Genomic DNA, 24739 nt, shown 5'->3' with positions numbered 1-24739 from the left:
TCGGTAACCCGAACAATGGCCACAGTCTGTTACCGGTCGGTAAGCACTGTCAAGCGCCGCCGGATCGAACACGAGGGTGTGCGGGGTGTTACGTTGCGTGGGCGTCACGCACCATCGCAAGGGCGGGGAGAGAAACACGTCATGCACACCACTGCGCAGGCCGGAGAGCCGGGAGCAGCCGAACGCCGTCGGCGGGAGCTGCTGGAGGCGGCGGACCGCGTCGTGCTCAGGGACGGCCCCAAGGCCTCCATGAACGCCATCGCGGCCGAGGCGGGCATCACGAAGCCGATCCTCTACCGCCACTTCGGCGACAAGGCCGGGCTCTACCAGGCCCTCGCCGTCCGGCACACCGACGCCCTGCTGGACTCGCTGCGGGCCGCGCTCGACGCGCCCGCCGAACGGCGCCGCCGGGTGGAGGCCACCCTCGACACCTACCTCGCCGCCATCGAGGCCCGGCCGCAGGTGTACCGGTTCCTGATGCACCCGGCCGAGGACCCGCAGAGCCCCGAGCGCGGCTTCGACGTGGGCCTGCACTCGGCCCCGCTGCTGCGCCGGCTCGGCGAGGAACTGGCCCAGGTGGTCGGCGAACGCGTCGACCTCGGCCCGGGCGGCGAACAGCTCGCCCGCATCTGGGGGCACGGCATCGTCGGCATGATGCACGCCGCCGGGGACTGGTGGCTCGGCGAACGCCCCTGCGGCCGGGCCGAACTGGTGGCCGGGCTCACCGACCTGCTGTGGGGACGGCTCTCCACCGCCGGCAACCGCGCGGACGGCCCGGGCTTCTAGACCCCGCCTGGACCCGACTGGACCCGCCCCCGGGCCCGGCGCCCGGTTCAGCCGCGCCGGGACCACGGGGCCCGGCGGATCGCCCGGCGCAGGCGGCGGGCGCGCAGACCGGTCACCCGGTCCGCGTACACGGTGCCGTCGAGGTGGTCGCACTCGTGCTGGAGGCAGCGGGCGAAGAAGCCCGTGCCCTCGATCCGTACGGGTGACCCGTCGGAGGTCACCCCTTCGACGACCGCCCGGTCGAACCGGACGGTGCCCGCCTCCAGCCCGGGCAGGGACAGACAGCCCTCGGGGCCGCGGAACTCGTCACCGTCCGCGAGGACCAGACGCGGATTGACGAGGTGTCCCACGTGGCGGACGTCCTCGTCGTCGGGGCAGTCGTAGACGAAGACCCGCTGCCCGACGCCGACCTGGTTCGCGGCGAGGCCGACGCCCTGGGCGGCGTACATCGTGGCGAACATGTCCTCGATGAGACGGTCGAGTTCGGGCCCGAAGGCGGTCACCTCCGCACAGGCGGAGTGGAGCACCGGATCACCCAGCAGGCTCATGGTGCGGACGAGTCCGGTGGTACCGGGGATGGGGCGCTGTCGCATGGCCGTAAGGGTACGACGGGCGAATATATGAGGAGATCCGCGGCGGCCTGGGGGCGCCGCGGTCAAGGCCCCGGCCGGTACTGGATAGGCTGGGGCCGACCGACGCAAGGAGGACAAGGGACGATGGCAGGCAACACGGAGCCGCTTTCGCCGCGGGCCAAGCTGGCCGTGACGGCGGGCAAGGCCGCGGCGGCGGTGTCGCGGGCCGCGGGACGCGGAAGCGGATCGGTGATCGGTGGCAAGGTCGCACTCAGGCTGGACCCCGATCTCCTCGGCGCGCTGGCGCAGCATCTCGATGTCGTCCTCGTCTCCGCGACGAACGGCAAGACCACGACGACCCGGCTGATCGCGGAGGCCCTGCGGGCCAGCGGGCCGGTCGTCTCGAACGCCCTCGGCGCCAACATGCCGGCGGGCATCACCTCGGCCCTGGCCGGCGGCTCGGACGCCAAGTACGGCGTCATCGAGGTCGACGAGAAGTACCTGGCCGGGGTGGCCCGGGACGTCACCCCCAAGGTGATCGCCCTGCTGAACCTCTCCCGCGACCAGCTGGACCGCGCCGCGGAGACCCGCATGCTCGCCGAGAAGTGGCGCGAGGGGCTCCAGGGCTCCAAGGCGGTCATCGTGGCGAACTGTGACGACCCGCTGATCGTGTGGTCGGCGTCCTCGTCGCAGAACGTCGTGTGGGTGGCCGCCGGCCAGGAGTGGAAGGACGACGCCTGGTCGTGCCCCTCCTGCGGTGGCGTCATGCAGCGCCCGGGCGACGACTGGTTCTGCGCCGAGTGCGGCTTCCGCCGCCCGGCCCCCAGCTGGGTGCTCTCCGGCGACCACGTGCTCGACCCGCATGGCAGCGCCTGGCCGATCCACCTCCAGCTGCCGGGCCGCGCCAACAAGGCGAACGCCGCCACCTCGGCCGCCGTGGCCGCCGTGTTCGGCGTGCCCCCGCAGGTCGCGCTGGAGCGCATGTACCAGGTGCAGGCCGTCGCCGGCCGTTACGACGTCGTGAACTTCATGGGCCGCGAGCTGCGCCTGCTGCTCGCGAAGAACCCCGCGGGCTGGCTCGAAACGTTTTCGCTGATCGACCCGCCGCCCACGCCGGTGATCCTCTCGGTGAACGCGCGCGGCGCCGACGGCACGGACACCTCCTGGCTGTGGGACGTGGACTACCCGCGCCTCCTCGGCCACCCGATCTTCGTGATCGGCGACCGCAAGCTGGACCTCGCGGTACGCCTGGAAGTGGCCGGTCTGGACTTCCGGGTCTGCGAGACCCTCGACGAGGCCGTGCAGCTCGCGCCGCCCGGACAGATCGAGCTGATCGCCAACTACACCGCCTTCCAGGACGTGCGCCGCCGCGTCGGCAACTAGCGCCCCGTCAGAACCGCAGAGGACTAGAGCATGAGCGACAACAGCCTGCGTCTGGTGTGGGTCTACCCGGACCTGCTCAGCACGTACGGAGACCAGGGCAACGCCCTCGTGGTGGAGCGCCGGGCGCGCCAGCGCGGCCTGGACGTCCAGCGCGTGGACGTGCGCAGCGACCAGCCCATCCCCACGTCGGGCGACATCTACCTGATCGGCGGCGGCGAGGACCGGCCCCAGCGGCTGGCCGCGGAGCGGCTGCTGCGCGACGGCGGCCTGGAGCGCGCCGTCTCGAACGGGGCGATCGTCTTCTCCGTCTGTGCCGGGTACCAGATCCTCGGCCAGGAGTTCGTCAACGACATGGGCGAGCGCCAGCAGGGCCTCGGCCTGCTGGACGTGGTCACCGTGCGCGGCGAGGGCGAGCGGTGTGTCGGCGACGTACTGGCCGACATCGACCCGCGGCTGAACCTGCCGCCGCTGACGGGCTTCGAGAACCACCAGGGCGTCACGCACCTGGGCCCGACGGCCCGGCCCTTCGCCCGCACCCGGCTGGGCCGCGGCAACGGCACCGGGGACGGCACCGAGGGCGCGTACAACGACACCGTCTTCGGCACGTACATGCACGGCCCCGTCATGGCGCGCAACCCGCTGATCGCGGACCTGCTGCTGAAGCTGGCCCTCGACGTGAACGCGCTGCCGGCCATAGACGACCGCTGGTACGAGGCGCTGCGCAACGAGCGCATCGCGGCGGCCACGCAGCCCGCGTAGCCCGCGCGGTCCCGCCGGTACCGTCCGCAGCATCCGTACCGTCCGTCGGCCCGGATCCCCCAGGGGGTCCGGGCCGACGTCCGTTCGTACGACGGATCTGACCAGCATGTGGAGGATGGTTCAGTCCACTGGGGATCCGCTTGTAGGCTGGTCGCCAGTTCCAACCGGACGACGTGGTCCGGTCGTCGGCCCACGTTGCAAAGGTTCTTCCTGCCATGCGCATTGGTGTGCTCACTTCCGGCGGCGACTGCCCCGGCCTCAATGCCGTCATCCGTTCCGTCGTGCACCGCGCCGTCGTCGACCACGGCGACGAGGTGATCGGCTTCCGCGACGGCTGGCGGGGCCTGCTGGAGTGCGACTACCGCAAGCTCGACCTGGACGCCGTGAGCGGCATCCTGGCCCTCGGCGGCACCATCCTCGGTTCCTCCCGCGTCCAGCCCGCGCACCTGCGCGACGGCGTGGAGCGGGCCCGGGGGCACGTCGCCGACCTCGGTCTGGACGCGATCATCCCGATCGGCGGCGAGGGCACGCTGAAGGCGGCCAACCTGCTCGCCCAGGCCGGCCTGCCGATCGTCGGCGTCCCGAAGACCATCGACAACGACATCGCCTCGACCGACGTCACCTTCGGTTTCGACACGGCCGTCGGCGTGGCCACCGAGGCCCTGGACCGGCTGAAGACCACCGCCGAGTCCCACCAGCGGGTGATGGTCGTGGAGGTCATGGGCCGCCACACCGGCTGGATCGCGCTGCACTCGGGCATGGCCGCCGGCGCGCACGCGATCGTCGTACCGGAGCGTCCCTTCGACATCGACGAGCTGACGGCGATCGTCGGCGAGCGGTTCTCGGCGGGGAAGCGGTTCGCGATCGTCGTGGTCGCCGAGGGCGCCAAGCCGGCCGAGGGCACGATGGCCTTCGAGCAGGGCGGTACGGACATGTACGGCCACGAGCGGTTCGCCGGCATCGGCAACCGGCTCGCGGTCGAGCTGGAGGCCCGGCTCGGCAAGGAGGCCCGTCCGGTGATCCTGGGCCACGTCCAGCGCGGCGGCACGCCCACCGCGTACGACCGGGTGCTCGCGACCCGCTTCGGCTGGCACGCGGTGGAAGCGGCGCACCGGGGCGAGTTCGGCATGCTGACGGCGCTGCGCGGCACCGACATCGTGATGGTGCCGCTGGCGGAGGCCACGTCGACCCTCAAGACCGTTCCGGACGAGCGGTACGCGGAGGCGCAGACCGTTCTGTGATGTTTCCCCCCTGCTGAGTGCCGCCCCCGGACGCGATCGCGTCCGGGGGCGGCACTACTGTGGTGGGGCGCCACAGTCAAGGGAGTGAACAGATGGATCACAGCGGTCACGGCATGGACATGAACATGGACATGGACCTGCCGCCGTTCACCCTCGGGCGCGGGCTGGAGTTCTCCTTCGACGCCTTCTTCCTGTTCGGCTCCCTGATCGGGCTCGCCCTGTACGCCTGGGGCGTGCTGCGGCTGCGCGGGCGCGGGGACGCCTGGCCGGTGGGCCGCACGGTCGCGTTCGTGATCGGCGTGCTGAGCGTGGCGCTGATGATGTGCACCAAGCTGAACGACTACGGCATGGTCATGTTCAGCGTGCACATGGTCCAGCACATGGTGATCAGCATGGTCAGCCCGATCCTGCTGCTGCTGGGCGCGCCGGTGACGCTGGCGCTGCGTGCGCTGCCGCCCGCGGCGCGCGGCACCAAGGGGCCGCGCGAGCTGCTCCTGATGCTGCTGCACAGCCGGTACATGCGGATCGTGACGCACCCGGCCTTCACCATCCCGATGTTCATCGCGAGCCTCTACGGGCTGTACTTCACCCCGCTCTTCGACTTCCTGATGGAGTCGAAGACGGGTCACATCGCGATGATGGTCCACTTCCTCGCGGTCGGGCTGATCTTCTTCTGGCCGATCATGGGCGTGGACCCGGGCCCGCACCGCCCCGGCTACGTGATGCGGATGCTGGAGCTGTTCGCGGGCATGCCCTTCCACGCCTTCTTCGGCATCGCCCTGATGATGGCCAGCGAGCCGATGATCAAGACGTACGCGGACCCGCCGGCCTCCCTCGGCGTCGAGCCGCTGCTCGACCAGCAGTGGGGCGGCGGCATCGCCTGGGCCTTCAGCGAGATCCCCTCGGTGCTGGTGCTGATCGCGCTGGTGTACCAGTGGTACCACTCGGAGCAGCGTGCCGCGAAGCGCTCGGACCGGGCCGAGGACCGCAACGGCGACCAGGAGCTCGCGGCGTACAACTCGTATCTCGCCTCGCTCCGAGGGCGCGGCCAGTAGCGCTGGAGGCGCCCGGGGCGCCACCATGGGGCATGACCGGATCCGTAAAGGCGATGGCCGTCACGACCTTCGCCGCCCTGGTGGCCGTCTCCGCATATTCCGTGGCGCTCGGCAGCAACGGCTGGCTGTGGTTCGGCTGGGTGGTGCTGGGCCTGCTGACCCTCGCGACGGCCGCCACCGGCAGCGCCTGAGCCCGCGCGGCGCACCGCCGGCCGTTCCGTGCCCTGCCCTGACCTGCCGTGCCGTGCTGTGCTGTGCCGCGTCGTTCCGTGCCGTGCCGGGTGGCCGGGATTGCCGTTCGCCATGCCCATCCGGCACCGGTTCCGTCACACTGATCCGGTCGTCAGGTGAAGGGAAGCGCCGGGTGTTCTACCTCTTGCTCAAGCACGTGCTGCTCGGTCCGTTGCTGCGGCTGCTGTTCCGGCCGCGGATCGAGGGGCTGGAGAACATCCCGCCCGACGGGGCGGCGATCATCGCGGGCAACCACCTCTCCTTCTCGGACCATTTCCTCATGCCCGCGATCCTGCGGCGCCGGATCACCTTCCTCGCGAAGGCCGAGTACTTCACCGGCCCGGGCCTCAAGGGCCGGCTGACCGCCGCCTTCTTCCGCAGCGCCGGCCAGATCCCGGTGGACCGCTCCGGCAAGGACGCCGGGAAGGCGGCCCTGCGCGAGGGGCTCGGGGTACTGGCCAAGGACGAGCTGCTCGGGATCTACCCGGAGGGCACCCGCTCGCACGACGGACGGCTCTACAAGGGCAAGGTCGGGGTGGCCGCGATGGCGCTCGGCGCCGGGGTGCCGGTGGTGCCCTGCGCGATGGTCGGCACCTTCGAGATCCAGCCGCCCGGACAGAAGCTCCCGAAGATCCGGCGGGTGACCATCCGCTTCGGCGCTCCGATGGAGTTCTCCCGGTACGCGGGGATGGAGGGCGAACGGGCCGTCCTGCGCGCCGTCACCGACGAGATCATGTACGCGATCCTCGGCCTCTCCGGCCAGGAGTACGTCGACCGGTACGCCGCCGACGTCAAGGCCGAGGAAGAGGAAAAGCGGAAGAAGGCCCGGCGCTCGGCGCGCTGAGCCTCCTCCCGCTCATCTTCGCGACGCGTCCTAGCGGACGGCCGGGAGTTCCTCGGCCGCCACGAGGGCGCCGGCCGGGGACTGGGCGAGCTGCTTGGCCGCGGCCGGGGCGGGCGCGACGGGCGTGGCGTGCGGACCGCACTTCACGTCCTTGGCGTCCACCTTGCCGGTCAGCAGGTAGGCGTCGACCCGGGTGTTGATGCAGGGGTTGACCAGGCTGGTCACACCGTGCGAGCCGGCGTTCTGCTCGGTGATCAGGCGCGAGCCGGCCAGACGGCGGTGCAGCTCGACACCACCCTTGTACGGGGTGGCCGCGTCACGCTCGGACTGGACGATCAGGACCGGCGGCAGACCGCGCTTGGCACCGACCTCGATCGGGTTGCTCTGCTTGGACTTCCAGGTCGCGCAGGGCAGGTTCATCCACGCGTTGGACCAGGTCAGGAACGGGTACTTCTTGTTGAGCTCGGTGTTGTCGCGGTCCCACTTGGCCCAGCTGGTCGGCCACTTGGCGTCGGCGCACTCGACCGCGGTGTAGACGGCGTTGCCGTTCTCGGAGGCGATGTTGCCCGCGATGTCGGACATGTCCGGGGCGACCGCGTCGATCAGCGGCTTCTCGTCACCGGCGGCCCAGGCGCTGAAGGCCGTCGCGACGGGGACCCAGGAGGAGTCGTAGTACGGGGCCTTCTGGAAGAACCCGAGCAGCTCGTTCGGGCCGGCCACGCCGCCGAGCGGGTTGGCCTTGGCCTTGCCGCGCAGTTCCAGCCACTTGGCCTCGACCGCGGCGCGGGTGGTGCCCAGGTGGAAGGACGCGTCGTTCTTGGCGACCCAGTCCTCCCAGTCGTTCCAGCGCATCTGGAAGGCGACGTCCTGCTCCAGGTTGGCCTGGTACCAGATGTTGTCCTGCTCCGGGTTGACCACGCTGTCGACGATCATGCGGCGCACGTGGGTCGGGAAGAGGGTCGCGTAGACCCCGCCCAGGTAGGTGCCGTAGGAGACGCCGAGGTAGTTCAGCTTCTGCTCACCGAGGGCGGCCCGGATGACGTCCAGGTCGCGCGCGGTGTTGGGGGTGGTCATGTGCGGCAGCATCTCGCCGCTGCGCTCCTTGCAGCCGTCCGCGTACTCGGCGGCGAGCTTGCGCTGGGCGCGCTTGTCGGCCTCGTTCGAGGGGACCGGGTCGGCCTTCGGCGCCTTGACGAACTCCTGCGGGTCGATGCAGGAGATCGGGGCGGAGTGGCCGACACCGCGGGGGTCGAAGCCCACGAAGTCGTACGCCTTGGAGGTGTTGGTCCACAGCGGGCTCTTGGTGGTGACCCGGCGCGGGAAGCGCATGCCGGAGCCGCCGGGGCCGCCCGGGTTGTAGACGAGCGCGCCCTGGCGCTCCTCCTTGGTGCCCGTGTTGCCGATCCGGTCGACCGCGAGGTCGATGGTCTTGCCGAACGGCTTGGTGTAGTCGAGCGGGACCTTGACATAGCCGCACTGGATCGGCTTCTCGAAGCCCCAGTCGGCGGGGCAGTCCTTCCAGTCGATGCCGGTCCGCGCGGCGCGGGCGGCGGCGATCTGGGCGCCCACCGCCTCGGCGGCGCCGTTGTCGCGTCCGGCGGAGGCCGCCGAGGCGGACGGTGCGAGCAGCAGACCGGCTGCCAGTGCACCGGTGATGAGAGTGGCAGCGCTCCCCAGCGCCGCGGTGCGTATCACGTGGTTGTTCCCCCTGCGTCATATGCCGCCGTGGGCGGCCGTGTTCGGTCGGGTTCGGTCGTCGGCGTGCAGGGGGATCCTTTCGCCTGACCTATACCCGACAACAGAGCACGGTCCAGATCTTTGCCAACCCGATAACCGGAGACGGGTGTACCGCTGAGCGGTGTCCCATTCGCCCCAAGTACGAACCCCCTTCACCACCCGTACGCGCGCACCGCCCCGTCCAGCAGCTCGCGCAGCCGCAGCGCGTCCGGGGCCAGCGCCGTCACCAGCACCGCCGGGCCCGCGAGCGGGGTGACCGCCGCGAACTCCCCCAGCACCCGCGCCGGGGGCGGGTCCCCCTCGAAGCGCGGGTCCACGACGAGGAGCTGGCCGAGCGCCCGGTGGCCCGCGATCCCCGCCGGGCCGTCCCAGCCGCCGGGTGCGCCCGGTCCGCAGGACAGCTCCTGGTCCAGCAGGGGGCGGCCGGCCCGGATGACGGTGAGCCGGGCGCGCAACAGGCCCGGAGCCTCCGCGGTGCGGCCCAGCACCTGCTCCTCGCGCAGCATCAGCCGGGCGGTGGGGGCCAGTTCCGCCCGGGTGCGCACGCGCAGGTCGCTGCCGCGCACGGAGACCAGCGGCTCGGGCAGCCAGCGCACCGCCGCGTCCTCGGCGAGGGTGAGGCGGACGTCGTACCGGGCGGGTTCGCCGCCCGGGCCGGGCAGGGCCAGGGTGGCCGCCGCCGAGCGCAGCAGGAGGCGGGCTCCCGGCCCCGCGTCGGCCTCCACCGTGAGGTGGTCGCCGCCGAGGGGGGCGCTCATCGCGCCGACCAGCATGACCCCGGCCTCGGCGCCCTCGCTCCGGGTCCGGCGCAGGGCGAGCGGCCCCTCCCCGGCCAGCAGGGGCAGGGCGGTGCCGCCGCGTCCGTCGCGGACGGCGCCGATGCGGGCGGTGGCGCGCAGTCCGGTGGCGGGCGGGGTGGGGGCCGCGGGGACGGAGGGTGCGCCGGCCGGGGCCGCGGGGACGGGGGGTGCGCCGGCCGGGGGCGCGGTGACGGGGGGTGCGGTGGTCACCGTACGACCCAGGCGGCGATCCGCTCGCGCACCCAGGCGGCCACCGGGGCCACGCCCTCGGTACCGCGCAGGGACTGGAAGGCGACGGGCAGTTCACCGCGCTGCGCGGCCGCGTCGCGGGCCATCCGGTCCAGGTCGGAGCCGACGTACGGGGCGAGGTCGGTCTTGTTGACGACGAGCAGGTCGGCGGTGGTGACGCCGGGGCCGCCCTTGCGCGGGATGTCGTCGCCCCCGGCCACGTCGATGACGAAGATCTGGGCGTCGACCAGGCCGCGGGAGAAGGTGGCGGTCAGGTTGTCGCCGCCGGACTCGACGAGGATGAGGTCGAGCGGCCCGACGTTCTCCTCCAGTTCCTCCACGGCTTCCAGGTTGGCGGAGATGTCGTCGCGGATGGCGGTGTGCGGACAGGCCCCGGTCTCGACGGCGCTGATCCGCTCGGGCGGCAGGACCGCCTCGCGGAGCAGGAACTCGGCGTCCTCGCGGGTGTAGATGTCGTTCGTGACGACGGCCATGGACAGTTCGGCGCGCAGCGCCCGGCAGAGCGCGGCGACGGTCGCGGTCTTGCCGGAGCCGACGGGTCCGCCGAGGCCGATGCGCAGGGCGCGGCGGGTGCCGTCGGCGCGGCGCGGGTCGGCGCCGTGGGTGTGGCGGTGGGGGTACGTCACGTCGTGGTCGAGGTGCACGGGTTCTCCTTGGGTGGTGTGGGGGGGGGGGCCGGGCGGCGCGCTCGTCACGCTCAGGAGGCGAAGAGGCGTACCGGCCAGTCGGCGTGGACCTGCGCGGCGATCTCCAGGAGGGGCGAGGAGGGCGCGGGCAGCGCGTCCGGGCCTTCGGTGCGGGCGAGCAGCGCGGCCTCGGCGGCCCGGGCGGCGACGGCGTCGAGCTCGGGCGCCAGCCGGGCCAGCACCCCGGTCGCCTCGAAGGGGTCCAGGCCCAGCAGCCGTACCGTGGCGGTGGCCGGTCCGCTGACGCTCTCGTACGCGGCCACGTGGGCGGCGTCGAGCGCGCCGAGCCCGGCCGCCCGGGCGGCGGCCCCGAGCACCACGGGCTGGTGCGCCCCGCGCGGGAAGGCCGCGGCCAGCGCGTCGAGCGCCGGGTCGGGCCAGGTGGCGCGGGCGGCCCGCATCAGCTGCCGCCCGAGCCGGCGCGCGGCGGCGCGCAGCGCGGGCGAGGGGGTGCGGGCGTCGGCGGCGGCGTCGAGCTCCGCCGGGTCGAGGCCGAGGGCGGCCGCCGACGCGAGCGCGGCGGCGGTCAGCCCGGCGGTGTGCAGGCGGCCCCGGCAGAACTCGGCGAGGCTCGCCGCGTCGTGGATGCGGCCCGCCTTGCAGGCAGCCTCCGCCCCGCCGGAGTGCGCGTGGCCTCCGGCGGGGAAGCGGCCGTCCGCGAGCACGAGCAGTGTGGCGAGGGTCATCGGACGCTCCCCCGCGGGGTGTGTCCGTACACGCTCCGGCGCATCAGAAGAGGAAGTATCTCTGTGCCATGGGCAGTTCCGCCGCGGGTGCCGGCTCCACGGCCTCGCCGTCGATCGTGACGGTGAAGGTGTCGGCGTCGACGTGGACCCGGGGCATCGCGTCGTTGTTGCGCATGTCCGCCTTGCCCACCTTGCGGGTGTTCTCGATGGCCACGAACTGCTTGCCGAGGCCGAGCCGTTCGGGCAGCCCGTCGTCGAGCGCCGCCTGCGCGGTGAAGTTGAGCGAGTTCAGGGCGGGCGCGCGGCCGATGCTGCCGAACATGGGCCGGGGCAGGACCGGCTGCGGGGTGGGGATGGAGGCGTTGGCGTCGCCCATCTGCGCGTAGGCGATCTGCCCGCCCTTGACGACCACCTCGGGCTTGACGCCGAAGAAGGCCGGGTTCCACAGCACCAGGTCGGCGAGCTTGCCCACCTCGACCGAGCCGACCTCGCGGGCGAGGCCCTGGGCGACGGCGGGGTTGATCGTGTACTTGGCGACGTAGCGGCGGGCCCGGTGGTTGTCGGCCGGGCCGTCGCCGGCCAGGAACCCGCGCCTCTTCTTCATCACGTGGGCGGTCTGCCAGGTGCGCATCACGACCTCCCCGACCCGGCCCATGGCCTGGGAGTCGGAGGAGATGATGGAGATGGCTCCGAGGTCGTGCAGGACGTCCTCGGCGGCGATGGTGGAGGGGCGGATCCGGGATTCGGCGAAGGCCAGGTCCTCGGGGACGGCCGGGTTGAGGTGGTGGCAGACCATCAGCATGTCGAGGTGTTCCTCGACGGTGTTGACGGTGTGCGGCCGGGTCGGGTTGGTCGAGCTGGGCAGGATGTAGGGCTCGGAGACCACGGTGATGATGTCGGGTGCGTGCCCGCCGCCCGCGCCTTCGGTGTGGTACGAGTGGATCGTCCGTCCGGCGATGGCCGCGAGGGTGTCGCCCACGAAACCGGCCTCGTTGAGGGTGTCGGTGTGGATGGCGACCTGCGCGCCCGTCTCGTCCGCGACGCTCAGGCAGGCGTCGATGACGGCGGGGGTGGCCCCCCAGTCCTCGTGGATCTTGAAGCCGAGGGCGCCGCCGCGCAGCTGGGAACGCATGCCCTCGCGGGACATGGTGTTGCCCTTGCCGAGCAGCCCGATGTTGACGGGGTAGGCCTCCAGGGCCGCGAACATCCGGGCCAGGTGCCAGGGGCCGGGGGTGACGGTGGTGGCCTTGGACCCCTCGGCGGGGCCGGTGCCGCCGCCGACGAGGGTGGTGATGCCGGAGGCGAGGGCCTCGTCGATGACGGTCGGCGAGATGAAGTGGATGTGGGTGTCGATGGCGCCCGCGGTGACGATCTTCCCGTTTCCGGCGATGATCTCGGTCTCGGGGCCGATGACGAGCGCCGGATCGACCCCGTCCATGGTGTCGGGGTTGCCCGCCTTGCCGATGCCGGAGATCCGGCCGTCGCGGATGCCGACGTCGGCCTTGACGATGCCCCAGTGGTCGAGGATCACGACGCCGGTGATCACCGTGTCGGGTGCGCCCTCGGCGCGGGTGGTGCGGGCCTGTCCCATGGACTCGCGGATGACCTTGCCGCCGCCGAAGACGGCTTCGTCACCGGAGTTCCCAGGTCCGCCGCTGAGGTCCTGCTCGATCTCGACGAAGAGGTCGGTGTCGGCGAGCCGGATCCGGTCGCCCTTGGTCGGTCCGAAGAGGTCGGCGTACACCTGGCGCGAGATCTCAGCCATCGAGCGGCCCTCCGGTCTCCCCGCGCAGTCCCGGTACGGTGCGCAGCCCGCCGAGCGGTACGAGTTCCACGGCGACCGGGATGCCCGGCTCGAAGCGGACGGCGGTGCCGGCGGCGATGTTCAGGCGCAGGCCGTGCGCGGCGCGGCGGTCGAAGTCGAGGCCGGGGTTGGCCTCGGCGAAGTGGTAGTGCGAGCCGACCTGGACGGGCCGGTCGGCCGAGTTGAGCACGGTGAGGCGGGTGACGGGGCGGCCCTCGTTCAGGCGCACCGGACCGTCCCCGTAGGCGATTTCGCCGGGGATCATCTGGTCGCTCCTGTTCAGACGATGGGGTCGTGGACGGTGACGAGCTTGGTGCCGTCCGGGAAGGTCGCCTCGACCTGGACGTCGTGGATCATTTCGGGGATGCCCTCCATGACCTGGGCGCGGGTGAGCACGGTACGGCCGGAGGCCATCAGCTCGGCCACGGTCCGCCCGTCACGGGCGCCTTCGAGGATGTGCGAGGTGATCAGCGCCACGGCCTCGGGGTGGTTCAGGAGGACCCCGCGCGACCTGCGCTTCTCGGCCACGTCGGCGGCCACGTGGATCATGAGTCTCTCTTGTTCGTGCGGTGTCAACTGCACTGAATACCACCAAGCTTCCGGGACATGATCAACATCGCGCCACGACGACCGTACCGGCCTTCAACACTCTGTTGACCTGTGCATATCCATGCCAAGCATGTCTTGCCCAACGCGGGGAGAGGCTTTCCGTGCCCATCGCCCGGTCTTTACCGGCCCATGGCTGATCATTGGCGGAAAGCCGTGGTCCGACACGCTAGGGCCCACAGTTTTCCGCCGAGTTAACCCACGTTTCGGGGAGGCGTCCGGTTCACCCGTACGGACGCCCGCCGACCTGCTCGCCGTATACGACGCTCCCGGGCGTCAACAGCCCCGCGCGGTCCCCGCGGCCGCGCCGGCCGGCCAGGGCAGGGCGATCCAGACGGTCTTGCCGCCGTCGGCGGTCGGGCTGACCGTCAGCCGGCCGCCGGCCTCGGCCGCGAGCCAGCGGATGATGACCATCCCGCGGCCGTTGTCCTGCTGCACGGCGGCGGGGAGCCGCCGGGGCCAGCGCGGGTGACTGTCCGTCACCCCGACGCGCAGCCACTCCTCGCGTTCGAGGCGGACGTCGACGGTGAAGGTGGGCGACTGGCCGAAGGTGTGCTGCACCGAGTTGGTGGCGAGCTCCGAGACGATCAGCCGTACGGTGTCGGCGGTCTCGGCGTCCTCGGGCAGCCCCCACTCCCCCAGCACCTGCGAGACGTACCGGCGGGCGGCGGCGACCGAGACCGGGTCGCTCGGCAGAGTGACGGTGGCTTCCTGCTGATCTGCCATGGCGACGTCCCTTTCCCACCGGGACGAAGCCGCCCCGGACCTTACGCTGAGCGCCAGAGTGTCACCCATCGTGCCGTCGTTTCCGCCGTTCCCCCAAGATATGCATATATCTGTCGCTCAATGCGGTGAACTCTGCTACGGAAGAGCGTATTTGGACGGCAGACCGGTGCGAGCTGTGCCGGTGGAAGGAGAGCGGGTATGCAGCACGGTCCCGCGGTGCGCCGGCGCAAGCTCGGCGAGGAACTCCGTGCCCTCCGCGACCGCGCCGGGCTCACCAGTGGTGAGGCCGCCCGCATCGTGGGATGGCACCAGTCGAAAGTCAGCCGCATCGAGACGGGCCGCAGTGGCGTGAAGTCGCAGGACATCCGGCTGCTGCTCGACGCCTACGGAGAGGTCGTGAGCGACCAGCAGCGCGCCCTGCTGGAGGCGCTCGGGGCCTCGGCGGCCGGGCCCGCGGGGGAAGGGGCCGTCGCGGGCGGGCGGCAGTGGTGGCACGACTACCGGGGCCTGCTCCCGCAGGAGTACCGCGACTTCATCAGCCTGGAGGCCGGGGCCCGCGCGGCCCGGACGGTGGAGCTCTCGGTGGTGCCGGGACTGCTCCAGACCCCGCAGTACGCGCGGGCCGTGACCCGGGCCGCGCTGGGCGGGCTGCCGGAGCCGAAGGTGGACGCGCTGGTCGACGTACGGCTGGCACGGCAGGCGGTGCTGCGCTCCGATCCGCCGCTGGAGCTGAGCGCGGTACTGGACGAGGCGGTGCTGCGGCGGCAGATCGGGGGGCCGGGGGTGATGCGCGAGCAGCTGAGGCACCTGGTGGAGGTGGCACGGCTGCCCCAAGTGCGTTTGCAGGTGCTGCCGTTCACCGTGGGGGGTCATCTCGGCCTGACGGGACCGTTCGTCATCTTCTCATTTCCGAACATCGCCGATCTGGATGTGGTGGTACTCGACCATTTGACGAGTAGCCTCTATCTGGAGCGGAAGGAAGACCTAGAGGCCTACAGCGCCGCGTTCCGCACCATCCAGGCGCACGCCCTCCCGCCCCGTGACTCGTCGGATCTCATCAGCTCACTCGCTGACGACGCGTAAGGAGGCACCCCCGTGTCCGCAACCCCCTTATCCGCCCGCGGACTTCTGAGCAGCGCGCGGTGGCGGCGGAGCAGCCGCAGCACCGGAATGAACAACTGCGTGGAAGCGGCCGCCCTGACCGGCGGTCTGCTGGCCGTCCGCGATTCCAAACGGGCGGACGGACCGGCCGTGCTCTTCACCGGGCCGGCCTGGAACGGCTTCCTCGCCGGCGTACGGGAGGACGTGCCCGGCCCGCTGCTCTAGGGGCCCGGCAACGCCTACCGGTCCGTGGCCCCGGCCGGAGCGGTCCCCAGGACCGTCGCGACGGCCCGGCCGATCTCGTCCCCCGTGAGATCGGCCCGAGCGGTCAGCCGCAACCGGCAGACCCCGTCCGGCACCGAGGGCGGACGGAAGCACCCCACGGACAGACCCGCCCCGCGGCAGTCGGCGGCCCAGCGCAGTGCCGCCGCGGCCGACGGGGCCCGTACCGACACCACGGCCGCGTCCGGCCTGACCGCGGTCAGGCCGGACGCGGTGAGCCGGCCGTACAGCTCGCCGGCCACCGCGCGGACCCGGTCCGCGCGTTCCGGTTCCCGCCGCAGCAGGCGCAGGCTCGCGAGCGCGGCGCCCGCGGCGGCCGGGGCGAGCCCGGTGTCGAAGATGAAGGCCCGCGCGGTGTTGACCAGGTGCCGGATCACCTTGGCCGGCCCCAGCACCGCACCGCCCTGACTGCCCAGCGACTTCGAGAGGGTCATCGTCGCGACCACCCCGGGCGCGCCCGCGAGTCCGGCGGCGTTCAGGGCCCCGCGGCCGCCCGCGCCGAGCACCCCCAGACCGTGCGCGTCGTCCACCACCAGGGCCGCGCCCCCGGCCCGGCAGGCGGCGGCGTACGCGGCGAGCGGGGCGGCGTCCCCGTCCACCGAGAAGACCGAGTCGGTGACGAGCAGGGCCCGGCCCGGGTGGGCGGCGAGGGTCTTGCGGACGGCGTCCGGATCTCCGTGCGGGGTGACGGCGACCTCGGCCCGCGAGAGCCGGCAGCCGTCGACGATCGAGGCGTGGTTCCCGGCGTCCGAGACGACCAGGGAGCCGCGGTCGCTGAGCGCCGTCACCGCGGCGAGGTTCGCGGCATAACCGGAGGAAAGCACCAGGGCCGCCTCGAAACCGGTGAAATCGGCCAGCTCCCGCTCCAGTTCGGCGTGCAGCTCCGTCGTCCCCGTGACCAGCCGGGACCCGGTGGCCCCCGCGCCCCAGCGCTCCGCCGCCGCGCAGGCCCCGCGCACCGTCTCGGGATGCCGCGAGAGACCGAGGTAGTCGTTGCTCGCCAGGTCCAGCAGCGGCGAGTCGGCCGGCCTCGGACGCAGGGTCCGTACCAGCCCGGCCCGCTCTCGGGCCCGCTCCGCGCCGTCGATCCAGGCGAAGACGTCCTCGGGTCCGGGGGTGTGCTGGGTCATCGGCGGTCCTCGCGTTTTGTCGGCAGTCGACAGATCTGCTCGACCCTAGCCGCCGGGGCCCGAGGGGCCGGTGTGGCGATCCACACACTCCCTTCAGGCCATGTTGTCGGATCTCTCCTTGGCCGGGAGTGCTCGTGTGGTCCAGGATCGGGCCCATGGACCTGCTGAACACCCTGGTGGAAAAGGGACTGCGGCGCGAGCTGCCGACCCGTGAAGAGGCGCTCGCCGTACTGGCGACCTCCGACGACGAACTGCTCGACGTGGTGGCCGCGGCCGGCAAGGTGCGCCGCCAGTGGTTCGGGCGCCGCGTCAAGCTGAACTACCTGGTCAACCTGAAGTCGGGGCTCTGTCCCGAGGACTGCTCGTACTGCTCCCAGCGCCTGGGGTCGAAGGCCGAGATCCTCAAGTACACGTGGCTGAAGCCGGAGGAGGCCTCCCAGGCCGCCGCGGCGGGCGTCGCGGGCGGCGCGAAGCGGGTCTGCCTCGTGGCCAGCGGACGCGGTCCGACGGACCGGGACGTGGACCGCGTCGGCAAGACGATCGCGGCCATCAAGGAGCAGAACGAGGGCGTCGAGGTCTGCGCCTGCCTCGGCCTGCTCTCCGACGGCCAGGCCGAGCGGCTGCGCGACGCGGGTGCCGATGCCTACAACCACAACCTCAACACGTCCGAGGCCACCTACGGCGCGATCACCAAGACGCACACGTACGCGGACCGCGTCGACACCGTCCAGAAGGCGCACGCGGCGGGCCTGTCGGCCTGCTCCGGTCTGATCGCCGGCATGGGCGAGAGCGACGAGGACCTGGTCGACGTCGTCTACTCGCTGCGCGAGCTGGACCCGGACTCCGTGCCGGTCAACTTCCTGATCCCCTTCGAGGGCACCCCGCTCGCCAAGGAGTGGAACCTCACCCCGCAGCGCGCCCTGCGCATCCTCGCCATGGTCCGCTTCGTCTGCCCCGACGTCGAGGTCCGGCTCGCGGGCGGCCGCGAGGTGCACCTGCGCTCGATGCAGCCGCTCGCCCTGCACCTGGTCAACTCGATCTTCCTGGGCGACTACCTCACCAGTGAGGGCCAGGCCGGGCAGGCCGACCTCGACATGATCGCGGACGCCGGTTTCGAGGTGGAGGGCGCCGGTACGTCGACCCTTCCCGCGCACCGCTCCGAGGTCACCGCAGGCGGGGGCTGCGGCTCCCACGCCGGCGGCGCCTCCGTGTGCGGTTCCGGCGCCTGCGACTCCGCCGGCCCCGACTCCGCCTCCGCGGGCTGCGGTTCGGCGTGCGGCGGCTGCTCCGGGCACGAAGCGCAGGCCCCCGTTCCGGCGCAGGCCGACGCGGGCGGAGTGCGGCCGGACCTGGTGGCCGTGCGCCGCCGCGGCGCGGGAACGGACCTCGCCCCCAATGCGTGACCCGTACCCCCTGCACGACCCGCTCGACCGGCAGTCGGACACCGCCCGGCTGCTGGACCTGGACCGGCAGCACGTCTGGCACCCGTACGGTCCGATGCCCGGGCGGCAGGAGGCCCTGGTGGTCTCCTCCGCCTCGGGCGTCCGGCTGCGGCTCGCCGCTCCCGCCCAGGGGCAGGAGGAGCTGGTCGACGGCATGTCCTCCTGGTGGTCGGCGATCCACGGGTACAACCACCCGGTGCTCAACGAGGCCGCGACCGCCCAGCTGGGCCGGATGTCGCACGTGATGTTCGGCGGGCTCACCCACGAGCCCGCCGTCCGCCTCGCCGCCCGGCTGGTCGAGATCACCCCGCCGGGACTGGAGCACGTCTTCCTCGCCGACTCGGGCTCCGTGTCCGTCGAGGTCGCCGTCAAGATGTGCCTGCAGTACTGGCGTTCGCTCGGCCGCACCGGCAAGACCCGGCTGCTGACCTGGCGCGGCGGTTACCACGGCGACACCTGGCAGCCCATGGCCGTCTGCGACCCCGACGGCGGCATGCACGACCTGTGGCAGGGCCACCTGCCCCGGCAGGTCTTCGCGGACGCCCCGCCCGGCGGCTTCGACACCCCCGTGGACCCCGCGTACGCGGACCACCTGCGCACCCTGATCGCCGCCCACGCCGACGAACTGGCCGCGGTGATCGTGGAGCCGGTGGTGCAGGGCGCGGGCGGCATGCGCTTCCACCACCCCGGCCACCTGCGGGTGCTGCGCGAACTGTGCGACGAGTACGGGGTGCTGCTGATCCTGGACGAGATCGCCACCGGGTTCGGGCGCACCGGCACGCTCTTCGCGGCCGACCACGCGGGAATCACCCCCGACGTGATGTGCCTCGGCAAGGCGCTGACCGGCGGCTACCTGACCCTCGCGGCCACCCTGTGCACCGAGCGGGTCGCCGAGGGGATCTCGCGGGGCGAGGTGCCGGTGCTCGCGCACGGGCCCACCTTCATGGGCAACCCGCTCGCCGCGGCCGTCGCGCTCGCCTCCGTCGACCTGCTGCTCGGACAGGACTGGGCGGGCGAGGTCAAGCGGATCGAAGCGGGCCTGCGCGAGGGTCTGGAGGGGGCCCGCGCGCTCCCCGGCGTCCTGGACGTACGGGTGCTGGGCGCGATCGGCGTGGTCCAGCTGGACCGGCCCGTCGACGTCTGGGCGGCCACCCGGGCGGCGGTCCGGGAGGGCGTCTGGGTGCGCCCCTTCCGCGACCTGATCTACGTGATGCCCCCGTTCGTCACCGGCGACGCCGATGTCGCCCGGATCTGCCGGGCGGTCCTCGCGGCCGCCCAGGAAGGCTGACATGCCCGTACTCGTCGTGTCCGGTACGGGCACGGAAATCGGCAAGACGGTGGTCACCTCGGCGATCGCGGCGGCCGCCGTGGCCGCCGGGCGCTCGGTCGCCGTCCTCAAGCCCGCGCAGACGGGCGTGGGCCCCGGGGAACCCGGGGACGCCGCCGAGGCGGCCCGCCTCGCCGGCCCGGCCGTGACCGCGGTCGAACTGGCCCGCTACCCCGAGCCGCTGGCCCCCGGCACCGCCGCGCGGCGCTCCGGGCTGGCCACCGTCGCGCCCGCCGCCGTCGCCGAGGCCGCCGCGCGGCTCGCCGCCGCGCACGACCTCGTCCTCGTGGAGGGCGCGGGCGGGCTGCTGGTGCGCTTCGACGAGGACGGCCACACCCTGGCCGACGCGGCGCGGCTGCTCGCGGCCCCGGTCCTGGTCGTCGCCCCGGCCGGACTCGGCACGCTGAACTCCACCGCGCTGACGGCGGAGGCCCTGCGCGCCCGGGGCGTGAGCCCGTTCGGCGTGGTCATCGGCAGTTGGCCCGCGGCCCCGGACCTGGCGGCCCGCTGCAACCTCGCCGACCTCCCCGAGGTGTCGGGGATGCCGCTGCTGGGCGCCGTCCCGGCGGGCTCCGGCGCCCTGGCCCCGGCCGCCTTCCGCACGACGGCCCCGTCCTGGCTGGCCCCCCGCCTGCACGGCACGTGGTCGGCGGAGTCCTTCCTGACGGCCTGGCCCGCCTGACGGGGTCGGGGGCGGTTGCCGGGGTTCCGGTTTCGCGTGGCGCCGGTGCGGGGAACAGCCCCCCGGGGCGCGTGCGCCCGTACCCGCCCCCGATCCGTGTCAGGAGGTCCGCCATGCCGCCCGCACCTCCCCCCGATCCGGTCCACCACCCGTACTTCGCCCGCTTCTACGCCCGCGCCAGCACCGCCGCCGAGACCCGCGCCGGGATGGGCGTCCTGCGCCGGGAGCTCCTGCACGGCCTGTCCGGCCGCGTGATCGAGATCGGCGCGGGCAACGGCCTGAACTTCCCGCACTACCCCCGCGCCGTCTCCGAGGTCGTCGCCGTCGAACCGGAGCGCACCCTGCGCCGGCTCGCGGGCGCCGCCGCACTGCGCGCCGAGGTTCCCGTGGACCTCGTACCGGGGGTCGCGGAGGCCCTCCCGGTGAAGAGCGAGGCCTTCGACGCGGCCGTCGCCTCCCTGGTGCTGTGCACCGTACGCAGCCTCCCGCGCGCCCTCGCCGAACTCCACCGGGTGCTGCGGCCCGAGGCGGAGCTGCGGTTCCTGGAGCACGGCCTCGCCCCCGGCCCCGGCATGGCCGCCGTCCAGCGGACGCTCGACCGGACCGTATGGCCCCGCCTCTTCGGCGGCTGCCACACCGCCCGCGACCCGCTCGCCGCGATCGAGGCGGCCGGCTTCCGGATCGTCTCGCACCGCTCGTTCCGCCTGCCGGAGCGCGGCCCGGCCCTGCCGACCTCGTACTGCGTCATCGGCTCGGCCCGCCGCTCCCTCGACTAGCGGGTGTCCGGCCGCCCGCCCGGCTAGGCGAGGGGCTTCACCCAGCGCCGCCAGTGGTCCTCGCGGTGGTAGCGGGCGGCCGCCCACGCCCGCTGCCCGCTGCGCCCGTGCGTTCGCCTCCAGGACCATCGCGTCGCCCCGGCGCCCGCCGACGGGGACGAAGCGCCGTTCGGCCGCCTCCAGGAGCGCCGGGGCGATGTCCTGACCGAGGTGCCCCCGGCGGCTTGCTTCCAGAAGGCGAGGACGTCCTCGGCGCCGTCCGGCCCGGCGGCCCGTATGCGCAGGTCGGTCATGACCGGGGGCCAGGCACGGCGGGCCGCCGGAACGTCACCGGGTTCCTCCCGCCGGGACGGCCCGTCTCGTATCCTCCGAAAGACCGGCCCACCACCCTTTGCCTTTCCTTTACCATGGGGGCATTGGTCCTCCTCCGACGAAAGGTGTGAGCGTCCGCCCATGGGCGAGCCTCCCAGTCCCCGACACCCCCGCACGCGCGCGCGACACCACTCGCGGCACCGCGCGGCCCTCCGCCTCCTGACTGATCATGGGACGGAGGTGACCGACCGATGACCGAAGTCCTCCTGCTCGTCGTGGCGCTGCTGCTCTGCCTGGCGTGCGGCGTCTTCGTCGCGGCCGAGTTCTCCCTGACCACCGTCGAGCGCAGCGAGCTCGAACGCGCGGTCGAGCGTGGTGAGCGGGGTGCCGACAGCGCCCTGGCGGCCGTGCGCAGCCTGACGTTCCAGCTCTCCGGCGCCCAGCTCGGCATCACCGTGACCGGCCTGGTCATCGGCATGATCTCCAAGCCCTCGATCGCCGCCCTGCTCAAGGGACCCTTCGAGGCCATGGGCATGTCGGCCGGGGTCGCCTCCTCCACGGCCCTGATCCTGGGCACCGCCCTGTCGACCGTCGTCCTGATGGTCGTCGGCGAGCTGGTGCCCAAGAACTGGGCGATCTCCTCCCCGCTGGCCGTCGCCAAGCGCGTCTCCACCGCCCAGCGGCTCTTCAGCCGGTCCTTCAGGCCGCTGATCAGCCATCTGAACACGACCGCCAACCACCTGGTCCGCCGGCTGGGCATGGAGCCCGCCGAGGAGCTGGCCTCCGCCCGCAGCCCCCAGGAGCTGGTGGCCCTGGCCCGGCACTCCGCGAAGGCGGGCGCCCTGGAGCGGGACACCGCCGAACTGTTCGTGCGGACCCTGAACCTGGCCGACCTCACCGCGGAGAACGTGATGACCCCGCGGGTGCAGGTGACCGCCCTCGACGTGCAGACCACCGCCCAGGACGTGGCCAACGCGACCATGGCCACCGGCCTGTCGCGCTTCCCCGTCTACCGGGGCAGCCTCGACACCGTCGTCGGCACCGTCCACATCAAGGACGTGCTGGCCCTGCCCGCCGAGGAGCGGCACCGCCATCCGGTGGCGCAGCTGCTGCGCGAGCCGCTCCTCGTACCGGAATCCCTGACCGTGGACCGGCTGCTGGACCGGCTCTCCGGCAAGCAGACGATGGCCGTCGTGATCGACGAGTACGGGGGCACGGCCGGCGTGGCCACCCTGGAGGACATCGTCGAGGAGGTCGTGGGCGAGGTCCGCGACGAGCACGACCCGCACGAGACCTCCGACCTGGCCCCGGCCGGCACGGACGAGTCCGGACGGGCCCTCTACTCCGCCGACGGCGGCGCCCGCACCGATCAGCTCCGGCAGATCGGGCTGCGCGTCCCCGACGGCCCGTACGAGACCCTGGCCGGTCTGATAGCGACCGAACTGGGCCGGATCCCGGCCGTCGGCGACAGCCTGCGGCTGGACGGCTGGCAGCTGGACGTGGTCGACGCCAGCGGGCACCGCGCCGCGCGCGTACTGCTGCACGCCCCGGCCGGACCCGCCGACGGCGGCGGCCATGACGAGCGTACGGAGGGAGCCCGATGACCGTCGTCCAGCTGCTGATCGGCCTGGCGACCCTGGTCGTCAACGCCTTCTTCGTCGGCGCGGAATTCGCGCTGATCTCGGTCCGGCGCAGCCAGATCGAACCGTACGCCGAGCAGGGCGACCGCCGGGCCCGCGCGGTGGTGTGGGGCCTGGAACACGTGTCGGCGCTGATGGCGGCGGCCCAGCTCGGGATCACCCTGTGCACGCTGGTGCTCGGCGCGGTGGCCGAACCGGCCATCGCACACCTGCTGACGCCAGTCTTCGACCTCGTCGGGGTGCCCTCCGGTCTGACGCACGCCATCTCCTTCGTCGTGGCCCTGGCCCTGGCGACGTACCTGCACATGCTGTTCGGCGAGATGGTGCCGAAGAACGTGGCGCTGTCCGAGCCGGTGCGCACCGCGCTGCTGCTCGGACCGCCGCTGGTGGCGCTCACCCACGCGCTGAAGCCGGCGATCTTCGCGATCAACACCTTCGCCAACGCCCTGCTGCGCCTGCTGCGGGTGGACGTGAAGGACGAGGTCTCGGCGACGTTCACGGACGACGAGCTGGCCCGCATGGTCAAGGACTCCAGTGCCGCGGGGCTCATCGACGGCCGGGCGAGCGAGCGGCTGCACGACGCCCTGGAACTGGGCCGGCGCCCGGTCAAGGACGTGGTGCTGCCGGTGGAGCGCGTGGTGACGGCCCGGGAGGGCATCACCCCGGAGGGGCTGGAGCGGTTGTCGGCCGAGTCGGGCTACTCCCGCTTCCCGGTCGTGGACGCGCAGCGCCGGATCCTGGGATACCTGCACGTCAAGGACGCCCTGGACGCCGCCGACCGCGACGTTCCGTTCCCGGTGTCCGCCCTGCGCCCGATCGCGCAGGTGCGGGCGGAGACCCCGCTGGACGACGTGCTGACCGCCATGCGGCACAACCGGACGCACCTCGCGGCCGTCCTCGGGCCGGACGGGGCCATGACGGGCCTGGTGACGATGGAGGACGTGCTGCGCGAGCTGTTCGGCAGGCCCGCCGCCGCGTAGGGCGGGCGGGGGCGCCGGGGCCCCGCCCCGGCGCCCGGCCCCGGCCCTGCGGGGCCGGGGTACCGCGCGGTAGCATCGCTCCGCCATGGAGATGAATGCCTCATACACCAGTTTCGTCGCGATCGGCGACTCCTTCACCGAGGGCATGTCCGACCTGCTCCCGGACGGCTCCTACCGGGGCTGGGCCGATCTGCTGGCGGCCCGGCTCGCGGCCCGCGAACCGGGCTTCCGCTACGCGAACCTCGCGGTGCGCGGCAAGCTCATCGGACAGATCGCCGGGGAGCAGGCCCCCGCGGCCGCCGCGATGGGCGCCGACGTGGTCACCCTGGTCGGCGGCCTGAACGACGCCCTGCGGCCCAAGGTCGACATGGGCCGGGTACGCGCCCACCTGGAGGAGGCCGTGGCCCTCCTGGCGCCCTCCTGCAAGCACCTGGTGCTGATGCGCTCACCGGGCCGCAACGGACCGGTCATGGAACGCTTCCGGCCGCGCATGGAGGAGCTCTTCGGCATCCTCGAAGAGCTCGCCGCCCGGCACGGCGCGCTGCTGGTGGACCTGTACGGGGCCCCGGTGCTCGGCGACCCGCGCATGTGGGACGTCGACCGGCTGCACCTGACCGCCGAGGGCCACCGCCGGGTCGCGGAGGCCGTGTGGCAGGCCCTGGGCCTGCCCGCCGAGGAGGACTGGCGGGCCGGGCTGGCGGCCACCGTGCCCCCGGGCTGGCCGGTGCGGCGGACCGAGGACCTGCGCTTCGCCCGCCGGCACCTGCTCCCCTGGATCGGCCGCCGCCTGACGGGCCGCTCCTCGGGCGACGGCCGCCCCGCGAAGCGGCCGGAGCTCCTGCCGTACGGGACCCCGCCGCTCTCGTAGCAACCCACAATCCCGGGCAACGTCCCCACCTGCG

The 24739-nt window shown here is 73.0% G+C and carries 27 protein-coding genes; 16 read left to right on the top strand and 11 right to left on the bottom strand.

What is annotated here, in order from left to right; all coding sequences use genetic code 11:
* Positions 1-141: 141 nt before the first annotated feature.
* Complete coding sequence (locus tag ACFYYT_RS00495) at positions 142-786, top strand: TetR family transcriptional regulator (protein WP_351825999.1); 645 nt, start codon at positions 142-144, stop codon at positions 784-786.
* A 47-nt stretch (positions 787-833) separates the two neighbouring features.
* Here ACFYYT_RS00495 and def read toward each other — a convergent pair whose 3' ends face one another.
* Positions 834-1379, bottom strand: coding sequence for a peptide deformylase (def, locus tag ACFYYT_RS00490; RefSeq protein WP_351825998.1), 546 nt, complete (start codon positions 1377-1379; stop codon positions 834-836).
* Positions 1380-1502: 123 nt separating this feature from the next.
* On the opposite strand from def, the gene ACFYYT_RS00485 reads away from it, so the two are divergent.
* The 6 genes from ACFYYT_RS00485 to ACFYYT_RS00460 all read left to right on the top strand — a co-directional run bounded on the left by ACFYYT_RS00485 (position 1503) and on the right by ACFYYT_RS00460 (position 6871).
* Complete coding sequence (locus ACFYYT_RS00485; RefSeq protein ID WP_351825997.1) at positions 1503-2741, top strand: MurT ligase domain-containing protein; 1239 nt, start codon at positions 1503-1505, stop codon at positions 2739-2741.
* Positions 2742-2771: 30 nt separating this feature from the next.
* Positions 2772-3500: a glutamine amidotransferase gene (locus ACFYYT_RS00480; protein WP_351825996.1), complete on the top strand. Its 729-nt coding sequence runs from the start codon at positions 2772-2774 to the stop codon at positions 3498-3500.
* A 215-nt stretch (positions 3501-3715) separates the two neighbouring features.
* Complete coding sequence (locus ACFYYT_RS00475) at positions 3716-4741, top strand: 6-phosphofructokinase (protein WP_351825995.1); 1026 nt, start codon at positions 3716-3718, stop codon at positions 4739-4741.
* 92 nt (positions 4742-4833) lie between these two features.
* The gene (locus ACFYYT_RS00470) at positions 4834-5796 is read left to right on the top strand and encodes a cytochrome c oxidase assembly protein (RefSeq protein ID WP_351825994.1); all 963 of its coding nucleotides are present in this window, start codon (positions 4834-4836) and stop codon (positions 5794-5796) included.
* Between the two features lie 32 nt (positions 5797-5828).
* Complete coding sequence (locus tag ACFYYT_RS00465) at positions 5829-5987, top strand: hypothetical protein (RefSeq protein ID WP_351825993.1); 159 nt, start codon at positions 5829-5831, stop codon at positions 5985-5987.
* A 173-nt stretch (positions 5988-6160) separates the two neighbouring features.
* Positions 6161-6871 carry a lysophospholipid acyltransferase family protein gene (locus tag ACFYYT_RS00460; RefSeq protein ID WP_351825992.1) on the top strand — a complete coding sequence of 237 codons (711 nt, stop codon included), beginning with the start codon at positions 6161-6163 and terminating at the stop codon, positions 6869-6871.
* 30 nt (positions 6872-6901) lie between these two features.
* Here ACFYYT_RS00460 and ACFYYT_RS00455 read toward each other — a convergent pair whose 3' ends face one another.
* From ACFYYT_RS00455 to ACFYYT_RS00420, 8 genes are all read right to left on the bottom strand, one after another.
* Positions 6902-8566, bottom strand: coding sequence for an alpha/beta hydrolase (locus tag ACFYYT_RS00455; protein WP_351825991.1), 1665 nt, complete (start codon positions 8564-8566; stop codon positions 6902-6904).
* A 194-nt stretch (positions 8567-8760) separates the two neighbouring features.
* Positions 8761-9507 (bottom strand): urease accessory protein UreD, encoded by a 747-nt coding sequence (locus ACFYYT_RS00450; protein WP_351826025.1) that lies wholly within the window; start codon positions 9505-9507, stop codon positions 8761-8763.
* Between the two features lie 107 nt (positions 9508-9614).
* Positions 9615-10301 carry an urease accessory protein UreG gene (gene ureG, locus ACFYYT_RS00445; RefSeq protein ID WP_351825990.1) on the bottom strand — a complete coding sequence of 229 codons (687 nt, stop codon included), beginning with the start codon at positions 10299-10301 and terminating at the stop codon, positions 9615-9617.
* Between the two features lie 53 nt (positions 10302-10354).
* The gene (locus tag ACFYYT_RS00440; RefSeq protein ID WP_351825989.1) at positions 10355-11029 is read right to left on the bottom strand and encodes an urease accessory UreF family protein; all 675 of its coding nucleotides are present in this window, start codon (positions 11027-11029) and stop codon (positions 10355-10357) included.
* 43 nt (positions 11030-11072) lie between these two features.
* Complete coding sequence (locus ACFYYT_RS00435) at positions 11073-12794, bottom strand: urease subunit alpha (RefSeq protein ID WP_351825988.1); 1722 nt, start codon at positions 12792-12794, stop codon at positions 11073-11075.
* Positions 12787-13098, bottom strand: coding sequence for an urease subunit beta (locus tag ACFYYT_RS00430; protein WP_351825987.1), 312 nt, complete (start codon positions 13096-13098; stop codon positions 12787-12789). Before ACFYYT_RS00430 ends, ACFYYT_RS00435 begins: the two co-directional genes overlap by 8 nt.
* A gap of 14 nt (positions 13099-13112) precedes the next feature.
* The gene (locus tag ACFYYT_RS00425; RefSeq protein ID WP_100661014.1) at positions 13113-13415 is read right to left on the bottom strand and encodes an urease subunit gamma; all 303 of its coding nucleotides are present in this window, start codon (positions 13413-13415) and stop codon (positions 13113-13115) included.
* A gap of 300 nt (positions 13416-13715) precedes the next feature.
* Positions 13716-14165 (bottom strand): ATP-binding protein, encoded by a 450-nt coding sequence (locus ACFYYT_RS00420; protein WP_351825986.1) that lies wholly within the window; start codon positions 14163-14165, stop codon positions 13716-13718.
* Positions 14166-14363: 198 nt separating this feature from the next.
* Here ACFYYT_RS00420 and ACFYYT_RS00415 point away from each other — a divergent pair, with 198 nt between their 5' ends.
* Both ACFYYT_RS00415 and ACFYYT_RS00410 read left to right on the top strand, forming a co-directional pair.
* On the top strand, positions 14364-15248 hold the full coding sequence (locus ACFYYT_RS00415; RefSeq protein WP_351825985.1) for a helix-turn-helix transcriptional regulator: 885 nt from the start codon (positions 14364-14366) through the stop codon (positions 15246-15248).
* Positions 15249-15260: 12 nt separating this feature from the next.
* Positions 15261-15491, top strand: a complete 231-nt coding sequence (locus ACFYYT_RS00410; RefSeq protein WP_351825984.1) for a DUF397 domain-containing protein — start codon at positions 15261-15263, stop codon at positions 15489-15491.
* A 14-nt stretch (positions 15492-15505) separates the two neighbouring features.
* Here ACFYYT_RS00410 and ACFYYT_RS00405 read toward each other — a convergent pair whose 3' ends face one another.
* Entirely contained in the window at positions 15506-16678 is a 1173-nt protein-coding gene (locus tag ACFYYT_RS00405) for an 8-amino-7-oxononanoate synthase (RefSeq protein WP_351825983.1), read from the bottom strand.
* A 155-nt stretch (positions 16679-16833) separates the two neighbouring features.
* On the opposite strand from ACFYYT_RS00405, the gene bioB reads away from it, so the two are divergent.
* From bioB to ACFYYT_RS00385, 4 genes are all read left to right on the top strand, one after another.
* Positions 16834-18081: a biotin synthase BioB gene (bioB, locus tag ACFYYT_RS00400; RefSeq protein WP_351825982.1), complete on the top strand. Its 1248-nt coding sequence runs from the start codon at positions 16834-16836 to the stop codon at positions 18079-18081.
* Between the two features lie 94 nt (positions 18082-18175).
* On the top strand, positions 18176-19408 hold the full coding sequence (locus tag ACFYYT_RS00395; protein ID WP_351826024.1) for an adenosylmethionine--8-amino-7-oxononanoate transaminase: 1233 nt from the start codon (positions 18176-18178) through the stop codon (positions 19406-19408).
* Between the two features lies 1 nt (position 19409).
* Entirely contained in the window at positions 19410-20129 is a 720-nt protein-coding gene (bioD, locus tag ACFYYT_RS00390) for a dethiobiotin synthase (RefSeq protein ID WP_362861587.1), read from the top strand.
* 113 nt (positions 20130-20242) lie between these two features.
* On the top strand, positions 20243-20905 hold the full coding sequence (locus ACFYYT_RS00385) for a methyltransferase domain-containing protein (protein WP_351831702.1): 663 nt from the start codon (positions 20243-20245) through the stop codon (positions 20903-20905).
* A gap of 23 nt (positions 20906-20928) precedes the next feature.
* Here the strand turns inward: ACFYYT_RS00385 and ACFYYT_RS00380 are convergent, their stop codons facing one another.
* The gene (locus tag ACFYYT_RS00380) at positions 20929-21198 is read right to left on the bottom strand and encodes a hypothetical protein (protein WP_388606687.1); all 270 of its coding nucleotides are present in this window, start codon (positions 21196-21198) and stop codon (positions 20929-20931) included.
* Positions 21199-21468: 270 nt separating this feature from the next.
* Between ACFYYT_RS00380 and ACFYYT_RS00375 the strand changes: the two genes are divergently transcribed.
* From ACFYYT_RS00375 to ACFYYT_RS00365, 3 genes are all read left to right on the top strand, one after another.
* Entirely contained in the window at positions 21469-22821 is a 1353-nt protein-coding gene (locus ACFYYT_RS00375; protein ID WP_351831701.1) for a hemolysin family protein, read from the top strand.
* Positions 22818-23837, top strand: coding sequence for a hemolysin family protein (locus tag ACFYYT_RS00370; RefSeq protein WP_351831698.1), 1020 nt, complete (start codon positions 22818-22820; stop codon positions 23835-23837). Before ACFYYT_RS00375 ends, ACFYYT_RS00370 begins: the two co-directional genes overlap by 4 nt.
* An 85-nt stretch (positions 23838-23922) precedes the next feature.
* Positions 23923-24705: an SGNH/GDSL hydrolase family protein gene (locus tag ACFYYT_RS00365; protein ID WP_351830406.1), complete on the top strand. Its 783-nt coding sequence runs from the start codon at positions 23923-23925 to the stop codon at positions 24703-24705.
* Positions 24706-24739: the final 34 nt, after the last annotated feature.

The organism is Streptomyces sp. NPDC002032 (genome assembly GCF_042890765.1).
Classification (GTDB): Bacteria; Actinomycetota; Actinomycetes; order Streptomycetales; family Streptomycetaceae; genus Streptomyces.
The sequence above is the reverse complement of the archived record's forward strand: the minus strand, read 5'-3'. Positions and strand labels throughout refer to the sequence as shown.